The following is a 13,943-nucleotide window of genomic DNA, read 5'->3' as shown; positions in this document are numbered from 1 at the left end:
CCCGTGCACACTCAGGTCGGACAGCTTTCCTGCCCGTTATCCAGCCCCTGTTTGTAGCTGTGGCTCTGCAGGCTGGCCTTGCCGTTGTGCCAGGTCAGGGTCAGCACATATAGCGAGTCGTAATCGCTGGATTCCCAATCTTCGGTGATCTTCTGCTTCTCGCCGACGGCCTTGCCCGCGACCTTGTTGATCAATTCCGGCAGGTAACCGTGAGACCACGCGGTGTAGATGGTCGAGTTGTGGTACTTGTCTTCGATCAGCTCGCGGGCCAGATCGCTGGTGTCGTTGGCCGAGAACTCGATGTTCACCGGCAGGCCGAGCTTGATCGCGGCGGGGCTGATGGTCATCAGCGGGCGGATGTAGCTGTAGGAGTTGTCCAGTTCGCCTTCCTCGACATTGCGCGTCGGGTTGGCGGCGAACACATAGTCGGCCTTGCCGAATTTTTCCGGCAGCAGGGTCGACAGGTCGATGGCCCGGTTCAGGCCCTGGCAGTTGAGCTGGCCGAGACCACCGGCCGGTTTCTCCGCGTGGCGCAGGAACACCAGGGTCTGGGTGCCGTCCACTGGCTGCGCACGGCTTTCGCTGGATTCCAGCGACAGGAACAGCGCGCTCACCGCCAGCAAGGTGGGCAGGGCCACATAGGCGCGATGTTTGAAACGTTTGGCGACTTTCATCAAGTTCGTCATGGGATATAAGGTTCTTCAGTCTGTACGGCTAAGGCTGACAAACCTCTGCACCGGTGCACGGGCGCCGGTTGTTTTCCCTGTCATCAATGGCTTGCTTTGAGCCCCCTGAGGCCCGTTTGGTTCGATCCGGCTACGTGCGCCGCACTTTACCGTTCAGCCTGTGCGGTTGGAGGGAAGGTTAACCACAGGATGTTGCGGATTTAAGTAAGCCGGCGGGCGAGAGCGTAAAGAACCCGAGCCAGAGCGCTGATCGTGGATTATGCTCAGGCCTTTCATTTTGTGACTGGATGCTACACATGACCGATCTGTCCGCGTTCCCGATCACCCAGAAATGGCCGGCGCAGTACCCTGACTGGATTCAGCTCTATTCCCTGCCGACCCCCAACGGCGTCAAGGTCTCGATCATGCTCGAAGAGATCGGCCTGCCGTACGAGCCGCACCGCGTGGGCTTCGACACCAATGACCAGATGTCCCCGGAATTCCTGTCGCTGAACCCGAACAACAAGATTCCAGCGATCCTCGACCCCCACGGCCCCGAGGACAAACCGCTGCCGTTGTTCGAGTCAGGCGCGATCCTGATCTACCTCGCCGACAAGAGCGGCCAGTTGCTGGCCCAGGAAGGCGCGCTGCGCTACGAAACCATCCAGTGGCTGATGTTCCAGATGGGCGGTATCGGCCCGATGTTCGGCCAGCTCGGTTTCTTCAACAAATTCGCCGGCAAGGACTACGAAGACAAGCGTCCCCGTGACCGCTACGTCGAAGAAAGCCGCCGCCTGCTCAGCGTCCTCAACACCCGCCTGGAAGGGCGCGACTGGATCATGGGCGAGCGCTACACCATCGCCGACATCGCCACGTTCCCATGGGTGCGCAACCTGATCGGTTTCTACGAGGCGGGCGATCTGGTCGGCATCAACAACTTCCCGAACGTCACCCGGGTGCTGGAGCGCTTCCTGGCGCGGCCGGCCGTTGTACGCGGCCTGACCATTCCTTCCTGATCCTGCGGCAGCCGGGTGCGCAGATTGTTGCGCCCCCGGTAATGCACTGTTGATTGATCCAGGTTTGTACCCCGTCCCCCGCAAGGCATAAGCTTCGCCCCCTACGACTTTCGTCTCCTCCGCTGTTTTCAGGAAAGGCCCCATGTCCAGTCAGTTCCCCGAAGCACGTCCACGCCGTCTGCGCCGCAATGCGAGCCTGCGCAGCCTGTTCCAGGAAACCGAGTTTTCCCTCAACGATCTGGTGCTGCCGATCTTCGTCGAAGAAGAGATCGACGATTTCGTGCCGATCAAGAGCATGCCCGGCGTGATGCGCATCCCCGAGCGCAAACTGGCCGGCGAGATCGAGCGTTACGCCCGGGCCGGGATCAATTCGGTGATGACCTTCGGTGTGTCCCATCACCTGGACGCCAACGGCAGCGACACCTGGCGCGAAAACGGGCTGGTGTCGCGCATGTCGCGGATCGCCAAGGACGCCGTGCCGGAAATGATCGTGATGTCAGACACCTGCTTCTGCGAGTACACCGACCACGGCCATTGCGGCGTGATGCACAACCATGAAGTCGACAACGACCAGACCCTGATCAACCTCGGCAAGCAAGCCGTAGCGGCAGCCCGTGCCGGTGCCGACGTGATCGCACCGTCGGCGGCGATGGACGGTCAGGTGCGGGCGATTCGCCGGGCGCTGGACGATGCCGGCTTCACGCAGATTCCGATCATGGCCTACTCGACCAAATTCGCCTCGGCGCTCTACGGCCCGTTCCGCGAGGCTGGCGGCAGCGCGCTGAAGGGCGATCGCAAAAGCTATCAGATGAACCCGATGAACCGCCGCGAAGCCCTGCGCGAATCGTTGCTCGACGAGCAGGAAGGCGCCGATGCGCTGATGGTCAAACCGGCCGGCGCGTACCTGGACATCATCCGCGACATCCGCGAAGCCTCGACCCTGCCGCTGGCGGCGTATCAGGTCAGCGGCGAGTACGCGATGATCAAGTTCGGTGCCCAGGCCGGGGCCATCGACGAAGATCGCGTGGTGCGCGAAAGCCTCGGTGCGATCAAACGTGCGGGCGCGGATCTGATCTTCACCTACTTTGCGATGGATCTGGCCCTGGCCGGGATCTGATCCTTCAGGGGCAATTGAAAAACGGCCGGATCCCGTGATCACGGAAGTACCGCTCGATCACCTTCGGATCCGCGCTGTTGTCAGCAATCGCCACGTAGGTATCCGGGCGCAACAGGTAAAAGCCATTGCGCCCCAGTCCCGCCGTTTCAAACGCCGGACGCCAGTCGAACACGTGCAGCGGCAAGTGATGTTCATTGCACCAGGCGATCATCTCGTCGCTGGTGTCGCCGTACACATGCACCTGCCAGCACGGATGGCGCAACGGCTCGTAATTGTCCCCCTCGCCATCATGGGCCCACGGCAAGCGGTCGCCGCCGTGGACGTGCCCGGCCACGCCTTCGCTCAACGTCATGCCTCGATAGTTGACGGTGATTTGCGAGACGGTGCGAAACAGGAATTCGCGGCTGGTCTCAAATGAGGCCATTTTCGGGATCAGAAATGGTGCCAGCCGGGTGCGCAACAGATCGGCCATACGGCCTTCGGCGGTGACGAAGCTGAAGACCTTGTCGGTGGTCGACACCAGTCGCCGGGCAAAGGCGATGCGTTCGGTTTCGTAGCTGTCGAGCAGTTTGGGTGTGGCAGCGCCGCCGAGCACTGCCGCGAGTTTCCACGCCAGATTGATCGCATCGCCGATGCCGGTGTTCATGCCTTGGCCGCCGGCCGGGCTGTGTACGTGCGCCGCATCGCCGAGCAGAAACGCCCGGCCCTGGCGAAAGTGATCCGCCACCCGGTGATGCACGCGGTAGGTGGAGAACCAGTTGACGTCCTCGATGTGTACGTTCAGATGTTCGATGGCGCGGCTGCTGACATCGGAAAACTCCAGGGTTTCGGCGCGATCAGCGCGTTCGTCGCGCACTGTACCGATCAGCCGCGCACGGCCTTCGCCGGCCAGCGGGAACACCGCCAGAAAATCCGCTTCATCCAGATCCAGATGCAACTCGCCGTTGAGCGCCGGTCCGCTGGCCCGCACATCGGCGACGTAGAAAATCTGCTGATAGGTGCCGCCGGGAAAACCGGTGTCGAGGGTTTTGCGCACCACCGAACGAGCACCGTCACATCCGGCCAGATAGCAGGCCTGGCAGATTTCCTGCTCGCCATCCGGCAGGCGCAAATGCGCGGTGAGGCCGTCGCCGTTTTCGGTGAAACTCTCCAGCGTCGTGTTGCGCTCGACGGTCACGTCGTAGTCTTCAAGACGGTCGATCAACAGCCGCTCGTGTTCGTCCTGCGGGTACATTTCCAGAAAGGCATAGGGCGTCAGGCCTTCGCCGATCCGGTTCAGCGGCAGTTGCGCCACGGGTTTGCCCTTGACCCAGAAATTCGCCGCCGCCACCCGGTGACCGCTGCGCACCACCGCATCGGCCAGATCCAGTTGCCGGTACAGCTCAAGGGTGCGCGCCTGCACCGCCAGCGCCCGCGACGTGGTGCCCGGCGCGGAGGTCTTGTCGATGATGCGCACGCGCACGCCCAGTTTGCTCAGCCACAGGGCCAGCACCAGTCCGGTGGGGCCTGCGCCGATGATCAGAACATCACTGCGGTTCATGGTCTGTCCTCCTCGCGTGTCCTGACCCCAGGCTTGCCACTGAGTGTGCAGCAGCAAGTATGGATCAGACGGCGAGGGCGGCCAGTCGGCCTGCCAAACGGGACGATGGAACAGCGCCGCCGGCCCGCAGTCCTATCCTGCACCCTGCGATTGAGCGTAGGGTTAACCCGGCTCAACGGACTGGATGAAGCGTTATGCACACCCCTCGATTATTCGTCAGCCTCGCCGCGCTGCTGGTACTGGCCGGTTGCGCCGGTCAACGCAGCGAAGAACCGGCGCCGCGCCCGCCCGCCGAGGTCAAGGCGCAGATCGTGCGCCTGCTGCCGGCAAAAACCGCCGACCGCCAGGGCTGGGCCACTGACATCTACGCCGCGTTCGCCGCCCAGGGCATCAGCCCGACCACGCAGAATCTGTGTTCGGTGCTGGCCGTCGCCGAGCAGGAATCTACCTTTCAGGTCGATCCGCCGGTGCCCGGCCTGGGCAAGATCGCCCGTGACGAAATCGACCGCCGCGCCGCCAAGGTGCATATCCCGAGCCTGTTGGTCAGCGGCGCCTTGCAGGTGCGCTCGCCCAACGGCAAGACCTACAGCGAACGCCTGAGCGCCGCCCGCAGCGAAAAGGAATTGAGCGCGATTTTCGACGACTTCATCGGCTCGGTGCCGATGGGTCGCACGCTGTTCAGCGGTTTCAACCCGGTGCACACCGGCGGGCCGATGCAGGTCAGCATTGAATTCGCCGAGAAGCACGCCAAGGACTATCCGTACCCGGTGGACGGGACGATTCGCCATGAAGTGTTCACCCGTCGTGGCGGGATGTATTTCGGTATCGCCCATTTGCTCGGTTATCCGGTGAGTTACCGCGAGCCGCTGTACCGTTTCGCCGACTTCAATGCCGGCTGGTACGCCAGTCGCAATGCTGCATTTCAGAACGCGGTCAGCCGCGCGTCGGGGATTCCGCTGGCGCTGGATGGCGACCTGATTCGTCCGGGCGCGATCATGCCGGGCAGCACGGAACTGGCGGTGCGCACCCTCGGCAAATCCCTGGGCATGCGCAATCCGGTGATCCGCGATCAACTGGAGAAGGGCGATAGCCTGGCCTTCGAGGAAACCAAACTGTATCAACGGGTCTTCGAGCTGGCGGAGCGTGCGGAAGGCAAGTCATTGCCCCGTGCGGTGTTGCCGGGCATCGTGCTGCAGAGCCCGAAGATCACCCGCAAACTGACCACGGCGTGGTTTGCCAAACGGGTCGACGAGCGCTATCGGCGCTGCATGGCCAAGGGCTGAGGACGATCAAAAAGGTATAAAAAAACCCGGCTGACGGGAGCCGGGTTTTTTCTGGGTTGTTGCGGTCAAGCCATTCATTCAGGCAACGCGACGTTCAATCAGACGATCCGAACCACCTTCAGCAACGCGACGTTCAATCAGACGATCCGAGCCACCTTCGGCAACGCGACGTTCGATCAGACGATCCGAGCCACCTTCGGCAACGCGGCGTTCGATCAGGCGATCCGAACCACCTTCGGCAACACGACGTTCGATCAGACGATCCGAGCCACCTTCGGCAACGCGACGTTCAATCAGACGATCCGAACCACCTTCAGCGACGCGACGTTCGATCAGACGATCCGAGCCACCTTCGGCAACGCGACGTTCAATCAGACGATTCGAGCCACCTTCAGCGACGCGGCGTTCAATCAGACGATCCGAACCGCCTTCGGCGATCATGGTGTGGGCCGGTTTGGCGGCTAATGCGTTGAAGGCCAGAACCGAAAGGGCAATGCTGAGGATGACTTGGCGTTTCATGATTTTTTGCTCCGGGGGTGTTGTTTGTTTGGTATGGAGCGGATGTTACGCCGGGGATTTTTTTAGAGAACTTCATTGACGTGATGGTGAACATCGACGTCGATGATGGTTTGTCAGAGCACCTTCACGGCGCGGCCAATCGCCTGGATCGGCCCGGTAGGTTTGCCGATCGGCGAGCCGTTGGCGCCTTCCAGCGTCAGCTCGAACAACTGGTTCGGTTGCAGCGGCGGCAGCTTGTCCAGCGGGATCGACAGCGCCTGCCCCGGCTTGACCAGCCCCAGCGATACCGGGCCCTGCCAGCCGTCGGCCTTGGTCCAGAACTCCAACGCCTTGTCGGCCGGCACCTCGACCACGCCCAGCGGAATCAACTGAATCTCTCGCGGACTGCTGGCCTGGATCACCCAGCCTGGCGCCTTGTCCTGCGGGGCGACCAGCACCACCAGAAAGCTCGGTTTCGGTGTGGTCTGGGTCAACAGGATCGAGCCCAGCAACAAGGTCGCGGCCAGCCCGGCAGCGCTCAAACCGCGCCAGAGCGACAGGCGGTTCCACCATGAAATCTCGGGCGCCATCTTGTGGGTGAGTTGCCCGACACTGCGTTCAATGCGTTGCCACAGCTGCGACGAGGGCTGATGCGCCGGGGCGAGGTCGGTCAGCTCCAGCAGACGCCGCTCCCAGGCATCCACGGCTGCTTGCAACTCGGGCTCGTTGGGCAAGCGCCGTTGCACTTCGGCGCGCGCTTCGGCCGGGAGGGTGCCGAGCACGTATTCGCTGGCCAGTTCATCGCGTTCCTGCGCCGATTCGGTGGTCATCCCATGCACTCCCGCAACGCATTGAGGCTGCGCTTGATCCAGGCTTTGACGGTGCCCAGCGGCGTGTCGAGGCGCTGGGCGATCTGCGCGTGGCTGTAACCGTCGACGTAGGCGTGAAGGATGCAGCGGCGGCGTTGCGGTTCCAGTTGATGCAGGCAGCGATGGATGCGGGTCGATTGCGCCAGCGCATCGAAGCCGTCATCACTCGTCGGTGATTCGTTGTTGTCGTTCAGCGGCGTTTCCCGGCCGTGATCGCGCAACAGATTCAGCGCCAGATGCCGGGTCACGCTGAACATCCAGCCCCGGCCCGAACCGCGCGCCGGGTCGAAACCCGCCGCGCCGGCCCAGATCTTGAGGAATGCATCGTGAACGATGTCTTCGGCCAGCGCCGTGTCATGCACCAGACGCCGGGCCACACCGAGCAGCCGCGGACTTTCCTGCACATACAATTCGCGCAGGGCCCCGCGCTCGCCGCGGGCACAGGCGGCGAGGCGGGCTTCGTAATCGAACGCGGTTTCGGGCAAGGGCATGTCCTGCAATCTAGCAAGCATCGGCCAAACGTCCAGCCGGGTTCAGTTCGCCGCCCAGAAAATGTAGTCGGCCTGGTACTTCACCACTTCCTGTTTGCCCTTGTTCGCCGCCGTGCATTCGCTGCCCGGCGCCACGCCGCCCTTGAGCGCGACGCGCTGGATGTAGCTCACGCCGCTCATCGCGCCTTTGCCCTCGGCGGGGTTGGCCTTGACCAGTTGATAGGGCAGGTTGCCCGGGCTCGACGGCGCAACGGCCAGTTGCGTGCCGGTGACTTTCGAACCGTCCTGTGCCTGCCAGGTGGCGGGCGGGCCGAAGTAGGTGCCGACCTGTTTGCCGCTGCGATCATTGAGCACCGCTTTCGGGCCGACGAACACCCACTCGGTCTGGCCGGCGACATTGGCCTTGTCCCGGCATTCGTAGGTGATCTCGCCGACCCCGGTGGTTTCCATCGCGATCTTGTGGCCGTCCGGCACTTTGATCGCATCGGGATAACTGCTTTGGGCAAAGCTTGTCGAGGCGACGGCGAGCAAACCGGTGAGGCCAATCAGTTGGGTGATGTTCATCAGTGTTTCTCCGAAAAGGGTAAACCGCTGACAGCCGAAAGAGGGCTGTTACAGGGACTACCCGTGACGGAGGCGTTTGGATGCAGTGGCCGGAAAATAAATCTGAAAGCACTGCAACCCCTGTGGGAGCGGGCTTGGTCCGGGCGGCGATCCGACGATGGCTTAGTGTCAGTTGACACTTGCTTGACTGATACACCGCTATCGCGGGCAAGCCCGCTCCCACAGGGATCTTCAGCAATGGTCAGATTGTTGTAACCAGCTCTTTCCCGGTTTTTGCCAATGCCAGGCCGGAGGCTTTCAGCAGTTCCTGGGTATACGCATGTTGCGGCGCCGCAAAGATCTGGCGCGACGCTCCCTGTTCGACCACCTTGCCATCCTTGATCACCATCAAGTCGTGCGCCAGCGCATGCACCACCGCCAGGTCGTGGCTGATGAACAGGTACGTCAAGCCATGGCGGATCTGCAACTGCCGCAATAATTCCACCACCTGTTTCTGCACCGTGCGATCCAGCGCCGAGGTCGGTTCGTCGAGCAGAATCAGCGCCGGTTCCAGCACCAACGCCCGGGCGATGGAAATGCGCTGGCGCTGGCCGCCGGAGAACTCGTGGGGATAACGATGGCGGCTCTGTGGGTCGAGGCCGACTTCCTCCAGCACGCGAATCACCGCTGCCTCTCGTTCCTCAGCCGTGCCGATGCCGTGGGTCAGCAGGCCTTCGGCGATGATCTGCTGCACCGACATCCGAGGGCTGAGGCTGCCGAACGGGTCCTGGAACACCACCTGAATCTGCCGGCGCAACGGGCGCATCAAACGCTGATTGAGCAGGCTCAATTGCTTGTTGCCGAAGCGAATATCGCCCTCGGATTCCACCAGCCGCAGAATCGCCTGGCCCAGCGTCGACTTGCCCGAGCCGGACTCACCGACAATGCCCAGGGTCTTGCCCCGTTGCAGACGAAAACTCACGCCGTCCACGGCCTTGATGTATTCCTGGGTGCGGCTGAACAGCGCCTTGGGCAGCGGGAACCAGACTTTCAGATCATCCACTTCCAGCAGGTTGTGATCGTAGCGGCTCGGCACCGGCGCGCCGGACGGTTCCGCCTCGATCAGCAGGCGGCTGTAGGGATGCTGCGGGGTGCGGAACAGCGTTTCGCAGTCGGCCTGTTCGACGATTTCCCCGTGGCGCATCACGCACACCCGTTGGGCGATGCGCCGCACCAGATTGAGGTCATGACTGATCAGCAGCAGCGACATGCCGAGGCGTTGCTGCAACTCGATCAGCAGTTCGAGAATTTTCTGCTGCACGGTCACGTCCAGCGCCGTGGTCGGTTCATCGGCGATCAGCAATTGCGGCTCGTTGGCCAGCGCCATGGCGATCATCACCCGTTGCCGCTGGCCGCCCGAGAGTTGGTGCGGATAAGCCTTCAAGCGCTGCAACGGCTGGCGAATGCCGACCAGTTCCAGCAGCTCCAGCGTGCGCTGGCGCGCGGCGCGGCCCTTGAGTCCCTTGTGGATCTCCAGCACTTCGCTGATCTGTTTTTCCACCGTATGCAGCGGGTTCAGCGAGGTCATCGGCTCCTGGAAAATCATCGCGATGCGGTTGCCGCGCAAGCCGCGCAGCTGCTGTTCGCTGGCGTGCAGCAAGTCCACGCCGTTGTAGCGGATGCTGCCCGTGCTGCTGACAGTCTTGGCCGGCAGCAAGCGCAGGATCGAGTGCGCCGTTACCGACTTGCCCGAGCCGGATTCGCCGACCAGTGCCAGGCACTCGCCACGGCGGATGTCGAGGTTCACGCCGTGCACCACTTCATGCCCGGCGAAGGCGACGCGCAGGTCGCGGATTTCAATCAGGTTGTCTGTCATTTCAGCTCCGGGGATCAGGATCGCGGATCGAATGCGTCACGGCAGGCTTCGCCGATAAACACCAGCAAGGACAGAATCAGCGCCAGGGCAAAAAACGCCGTCAGCCCCAGCCACGGTGCTTGCAGATTGCGCTTGGCCTGGCCGATCAGTTCACCCAGCGACGCGGTGCCGGCGGGCATGCCGAAGCCGAGAAAATCCAGCGCGGTGAGGGTGGCGATGGCGCCGGTCAGAATGAACGGCAGGTAGGTGAGGGTGGAGGTCATGGCATTGGGCAGAATGTGCCGGCGCATCAGCTCGCTGTCCGTCAGGCCCAGGGCCCGCGCGGCCTTGACGTATTCCAGGCTGCGTCCGCGCAGGAACTCGGCGCGCACCACGTCCACCAGCGCCAGCCAGGAAAACAGCGCCATGATCCCCAGCAGCCACCAGAAACTCGGCGATACGAACCCGGACAAAATGATCAGCAGGTACAGCACCGGCAGCCCCGACCAGATCTCCAGCACCCGCTGCCCGAGCAAGTCGACCCAGCCGCCGTAATAACCCTGCAACGCCCCGGCCACGATGCCGACCAGCGCACTGACGGCAGTGAGGATCAGCGCGAACAGAATCGAAATCCGCGTGCCGAAAATCACCCGCGCCAACACGTCCCGCGCCTGATCGTCGGTGCCCAGCCAGTTACTGGAGGATGGCGGACTCGGCGCCGGTTCCGTGAGGTCGTAATTGACCGTGTCGTAGCTGAACGGGATCGGCGGGAGCAGCATCCAGCCGCCCTGATCCTCGATCAGTTTGTGTACGTAATTGCTGGCGTAATCCGGCTGGAACGGCAGTTCGCCGCCGAAATCGGTTTCCTGATAATCGCTGAGGATCGGGAAGTAAAAAGCGTCGTGGTAGCGGATCACCAGCGGCTTGTCGTTGGCGATCAGTTCGCCGCCGAGGCAGATCAGGCACAGCCCGATGAACAGCCACAGCGACCAGCGCCCGCGCCGGTTGGCCTTGAATTGCGCGATGCGCCGCCGGCCCAGAGGGGAGAGTGTGAACATCAGGCAGTCCTCGCCGAGAAGTCGATGCGCGGGTCGAGCAGGTTGTAGCAGAGGTCGCCGATCAGCTTGATCAACAGGCCGAACAGGGTGAACAGAAACAGCGTGCCGAACACCACCGGGTAGTCCCGTGACACCGCCGCTTCGTAGCTCATGCGCCCGAGCCCGTCGAGGTTGAAGATGGTTTCGATCAGCAGCGAGCCGGCGAAAAACACCTCGATCAATGCCGACGGCACACCGGCCACCACCAGTAGCATTGCGTTGCGAAACACATGGCCGTAGAGCACGCGTCTTTCGGTCAGGCCCTTGGCGCGCGCGGTGATCACGTACTGGCGGCTGATCTCGTTGAGGAAGCTGTTTTTGGTCAGGATCGTCAGCGTCGCAAAGCCGCCGATCACCAGCGCCGTCACCGGCAACACCAGGTGCCAGAGGTAGTCGCCGATCTTGCCCCACAGGCTCAGGCTGTCGAAGTTGTCCGAGACCAGACCTTGCACCGGAAACCAGTTGACGTAGCTGCCCCCGGCGAACACCACGATCAACAGGATCGCGAACAGAAACGCCGGCATCGCGTAACCGACGATGATCGCCGTGCTGCTCCAGACATCGAACGCGCTGCCGTTGCGGATCGCCTTGCGAATGCCCAGCGGGATAGAAATCAGGTAGGTGATCAAGGTCGCCCACAGGCCGAGGGACAGCGACACCGGTAGCTTCTGCACGATCAGATCCGTCACCTTCGCACCGCGAAAGAAACTGCTGCCCAGGTCCAGTTGCGCGTAGTTCTTGAGCATCAGCCACAGGCGCTCGTGCATCGGTCGGTCGAAGCCGTAGTGGTGCTTGATCTCTTCGATCAGCGCCGGGTCCAGGCCACGGCTGCTGCGCCCGGCGCCGCCGATCGCGGTGACCTCGCTGGCGCCGCCCATGCTGTGCCCGCCGAAGCCTTGCAGGCGGGCGATGGCCTGTTCCACCGGGCCACCGGGCGCGGCCTGCACGATGACGAAGTTGACCACCAGAATGCACAGCAGCGTCGGAATGATCAGCAACAGACGTCGACTCAGATAACGCCACATGTCACTGGCCCCCCGCGAGCTGGTGCAGGGCGCTCATCTGCTGATTGGTCAGCGGCTTGGCCGAGACCTCCCACCAGGTGTCGAGGCCTTCGCTGTAAATTGGTTGCACCGACGGCATGCCGAAACGGTTCTGATACACCGTCGGTGTGCCTTTGGAGTAGTAGTTGGGAATCATGTAGTCACCCCATTGCAGCACCCGGTCGAGGGCGCGGGCGTAACGCACCATGGCGTCGCGGGTATTGGCCTGGACCAGGCCGTCGATCAGCCGGTCCACCGCAGGGTCGGCCAGCACCATCGAATTGGAGCTGCCGACCTGGGTCGCGCTCTGCGAGGCATACAGGCTGTACAACTCGCGGCCCGGCGAGACGATCGGATCGCCGCTGCGCGGGAAACTGGTAACGATCATGTCGTAGTCCCGGGCGTTGAGCCGGTTGATGTACTGCGCCGAATCGATGCGCCGCAGATTCAGGGTGATGCCGATCTGCGCCAGGGTGCGTTTGTACGGCAGCAGCATGCGGTCGAAGCCGCCCTGGCCGTCGAGGAAGGTGAATTCGAATGGCTCGCCGGCGGCGTTCACCAGCCGGTTGTTTTTCGGCGTCCACCCGGCTTCGGCCAGCAGCTTCAATGCCTGCAACTGCTTGTCGCGGATGTAGCCGCTGCCATCGGTTTTCGGAGCCTGATAGACCCGGCTGAAAACCTCGTCCGGAATCTGTCCGCGCAGCGGTTCGAGGATCGCCAGTTCTCCGGCGTCGGGCAGGGCGGTGGCGGCCATTTCACTCTTCGGCCAGTAGCTGTTCTGGCGCACGTAGAAGCCGCGCATCATCTGCTTGTTGGTCCACTCGAAATCCCACAGCAGGCTCAGCGCCTGACGCACGCGGCGATCCTTGAACAGCGGGTTCTGCAGATTGAACACAAACCCTTGGGCGCTGGTCGGTTTGTCCGGGGCGAGAATCGCCTGTTGCAGACGACCGTCGCGCAGGGCCGGGCTGTCGTAGCCGACCACGTAGCCGGACGAGGAAAACTCGCGGTTGTAGTCGAACGCCCCGGCTTGCAGCAGTTGCCGGGCGACGTCGGTGTCGCCGTAGAAATTCACGGTCAGGCTGTCAAAGTTGTACATCCCGCGGCTGACCGGCAGGTCCTTGCCCCACCAATCCGGATCGCGCTGGAAACCGATGCTGCGGCCCGCGTCGACCTTGCTCACCCGGTACGGGCCGCTGCCCAGTGGTGGTTCGAAACCGCCGCCGTTGGCGAAGTCGCGGGTTTTCCACCAGTGCTCGGGCACCGGTCGCAGCGACGCCAGATCCAGCGCGAGGGTGCGGTTGAGGTTGTTCTTGAAGGTGAAGCGAATCTGTCGCGGACCTTCGATCAGCACGTCCTGCACATCGGCGTATTGCTGGCGATAACTCAGGCTGCCCTTGGTCATCAACAGCTCGAAGGTGTAGCGCACGTCCTCGGCGGTGATCGGCGTGCCGTCGGCGAAACGCGCCTCGGGATTGAGGTTGAAACGCACCCACAGGCCGCCGGGATCGCGCTCCATGGATTGCGCCACCAGACCGTAGACGGTGTAGGGCTCGTCCAGCGAGCGGAACGCCAGCGGCGAATACACCCAGTCGTTGACCTGCACCACGGAAATGCCCTGATCGGCATACGGGGTGATGTAGTTGTACTGACCGATCTCCATCGAAGCGCGGCTGAGCGAGCCGCCCTTGGGGGCATCGGGATTGACGAAATCGAAGTGCTGGAAACCGGCGGGGTATTTCGGCGCCTCGCCGTACACCGTCATCGCGTAGCTGCCGCCGGCCAGCGCAGCTGCCGCGTTGCACAGCAGCGCGCTGCCGAGCAGCAGGCCGGCCATGTTGCGCAAAAAGCTCATGAGATCACTCCTCAAACCTCTGAAAGAACAAAGACCCATGTGGGAGCTGGCTTGCCAGCGATAGCGGTATG

The 13,943-nt window shown here is 62.7% G+C and carries 13 protein-coding genes; 3 read left to right on the top strand and 10 right to left on the bottom strand.

The genetic code is table 11. From position 1 onward, the window contains the following. Nucleotides 1-11: 11 nt before the first annotated feature. Entirely contained in the window at nt 12-686 is a 675-nt protein-coding gene (locus tag QR290_RS19690) for a hypothetical protein (protein ID WP_007958986.1), read from the bottom strand. 296 nt (nt 687-982) lie between these two features. Here QR290_RS19690 and QR290_RS19685 point away from each other — a divergent pair, with 296 nt between their 5' ends. Then, complete coding sequence (locus QR290_RS19685) at nt 983-1,681, top strand: glutathione S-transferase family protein (RefSeq protein WP_039770231.1); 699 nt, start codon at nt 983-985, stop codon at nt 1,679-1,681. A gap of 142 nt (nt 1,682-1,823) precedes the next feature. Then, nucleotides 1,824-2,798 carry a porphobilinogen synthase gene (gene hemB / locus QR290_RS19680; RefSeq protein WP_289203404.1) on the top strand — a complete coding sequence of 325 codons (975 nt, stop codon included), beginning with the start codon at nt 1,824-1,826 and terminating at the stop codon, nt 2,796-2,798. A gap of 4 nt (nt 2,799-2,802) precedes the next feature. On the opposite strand, the gene QR290_RS19675 is transcribed toward hemB, so the two are convergent. Beyond that, the gene (locus QR290_RS19675) at nt 2,803-4,338 is read right to left on the bottom strand and encodes an FAD-dependent oxidoreductase (RefSeq protein ID WP_115078574.1); all 1,536 of its coding nucleotides are present in this window, start codon (nt 4,336-4,338) and stop codon (nt 2,803-2,805) included. A 194-nt stretch (nt 4,339-4,532) separates the two neighbouring features. Between QR290_RS19675 and QR290_RS19670 the strand changes: the two genes are divergently transcribed. Next, entirely contained in the window at nt 4,533-5,621 is a 1,089-nt protein-coding gene (locus QR290_RS19670) for a DUF1615 domain-containing protein (protein ID WP_289203403.1), read from the top strand. Between the two features lie 78 nt (nt 5,622-5,699). Here QR290_RS19670 and QR290_RS19665 read toward each other — a convergent pair whose 3' ends face one another. The 8 genes from QR290_RS19665 to QR290_RS19630 all read right to left on the bottom strand — a co-directional run bounded on the left by QR290_RS19665 (nt 5,700) and on the right by QR290_RS19630 (nt 13,872). Next, nucleotides 5,700-6,140 (bottom strand): phage infection protein, encoded by a 441-nt coding sequence (locus tag QR290_RS19665; RefSeq protein WP_289203402.1) that lies wholly within the window; start codon nt 6,138-6,140, stop codon nt 5,700-5,702. A 113-nt stretch (nt 6,141-6,253) separates the two neighbouring features. Beyond that, nucleotides 6,254-6,949 (bottom strand): anti-sigma factor, encoded by a 696-nt coding sequence (locus QR290_RS19660; protein WP_115078571.1) that lies wholly within the window; start codon nt 6,947-6,949, stop codon nt 6,254-6,256. Beyond that, nucleotides 6,946-7,479 carry a sigma-70 family RNA polymerase sigma factor gene (locus QR290_RS19655; RefSeq protein WP_289205316.1) on the bottom strand — a complete coding sequence of 178 codons (534 nt, stop codon included), beginning with the start codon at nt 7,477-7,479 and terminating at the stop codon, nt 6,946-6,948. Before QR290_RS19655 ends, QR290_RS19660 begins: the two co-directional genes overlap by 4 nt. A gap of 42 nt (nt 7,480-7,521) precedes the next feature. Next, nucleotides 7,522-8,043 (bottom strand): DUF3455 domain-containing protein, encoded by a 522-nt coding sequence (locus QR290_RS19650; RefSeq protein ID WP_085686629.1) that lies wholly within the window; start codon nt 8,041-8,043, stop codon nt 7,522-7,524. Nucleotides 8,044-8,284: 241 nt separating this feature from the next. Then, on the bottom strand, nt 8,285-9,898 hold the full coding sequence (locus QR290_RS19645) for an ABC transporter ATP-binding protein (protein WP_289203401.1): 1,614 nt from the start codon (nt 9,896-9,898) through the stop codon (nt 8,285-8,287). 14 nt (nt 9,899-9,912) lie between these two features. Further along, nucleotides 9,913-10,935: an ABC transporter permease gene (locus QR290_RS19640; protein WP_115078567.1), complete on the bottom strand. Its 1,023-nt coding sequence runs from the start codon at nt 10,933-10,935 to the stop codon at nt 9,913-9,915. Then, a complete protein-coding gene (locus QR290_RS19635; RefSeq protein WP_289203400.1) occupies nt 10,935-11,999 on the bottom strand; it encodes a microcin C ABC transporter permease YejB in 1,065 nt (354 codons plus the stop codon). Before QR290_RS19635 ends, QR290_RS19640 begins: the two co-directional genes overlap by 1 nt. A 1-nt stretch (nt 12,000) precedes the next feature. Continuing rightward, nucleotides 12,001-13,872: an extracellular solute-binding protein gene (locus QR290_RS19630; protein ID WP_289203399.1), complete on the bottom strand. Its 1,872-nt coding sequence runs from the start codon at nt 13,870-13,872 to the stop codon at nt 12,001-12,003. Nucleotides 13,873-13,943: the final 71 nt, after the last annotated feature.

Origin of the sequence: Pseudomonas fluorescens (genome assembly GCF_030344995.1) — a bacterium.
GTDB lineage: Bacteria > Pseudomonadota > Gammaproteobacteria > Pseudomonadales > Pseudomonadaceae > Aquipseudomonas > Aquipseudomonas fluorescens_BF.
Note: the sequence above shows the minus strand (reverse complement) of the source record. Positions and strands in the feature narration are given on the sequence as shown.

Excerpts from the sequence above, each read along its gene's own strand:
- QR290_RS19690 (WP_007958986.1), bottom strand. The coding sequence starts at position 686 with ATGACGAACTTGATGAAAGTCGCCAAACGTTTCAAACATCGCGCCTAT.
- QR290_RS19685 (WP_039770231.1), top strand. The coding sequence starts at position 983 with ATGACCGATCTGTCCGCGTTCCCGATCACCCAGAAATGGCCGGCGCAG.
- hemB (WP_289203404.1), top strand. The coding sequence starts at position 1,824 with ATGTCCAGTCAGTTCCCCGAAGCACGTCCACGCCGTCTGCGCCGCAAT.
- QR290_RS19675 (WP_115078574.1), bottom strand. The coding sequence starts at position 4,338 with ATGAACCGCAGTGATGTTCTGATCATCGGCGCAGGCCCCACCGGACTG.
- QR290_RS19670 (WP_289203403.1), top strand. The coding sequence starts at position 4,533 with ATGCACACCCCTCGATTATTCGTCAGCCTCGCCGCGCTGCTGGTACTG.
- QR290_RS19665 (WP_289203402.1), bottom strand. The coding sequence starts at position 6,140 with ATGAAACGCCAAGTCATCCTCAGCATTGCCCTTTCGGTTCTGGCCTTC.
- QR290_RS19660 (WP_115078571.1), bottom strand. The coding sequence starts at position 6,949 with ATGACCACCGAATCGGCGCAGGAACGCGATGAACTGGCCAGCGAATAC.
- QR290_RS19655 (WP_289205316.1), bottom strand. The coding sequence starts at position 7,479 with ATGCCCTTGCCCGAAACCGCGTTCGATTACGAAGCCCGCCTCGCCGCC.
- QR290_RS19650 (WP_085686629.1), bottom strand. The coding sequence starts at position 8,043 with ATGAACATCACCCAACTGATTGGCCTCACCGGTTTGCTCGCCGTCGCC.
- QR290_RS19645 (WP_289203401.1), bottom strand. The coding sequence starts at position 9,898 with ATGACAGACAACCTGATTGAAATCCGCGACCTGCGCGTCGCCTTCGCC.
- QR290_RS19640 (WP_115078567.1), bottom strand. The coding sequence starts at position 10,935 with ATGTTCACACTCTCCCCTCTGGGCCGGCGGCGCATCGCGCAATTCAAG.
- QR290_RS19635 (WP_289203400.1), bottom strand. The coding sequence starts at position 11,999 with ATGTGGCGTTATCTGAGTCGACGTCTGTTGCTGATCATTCCGACGCTG.
- QR290_RS19630 (WP_289203399.1), bottom strand. The coding sequence starts at position 13,872 with ATGAGCTTTTTGCGCAACATGGCCGGCCTGCTGCTCGGCAGCGCGCTG.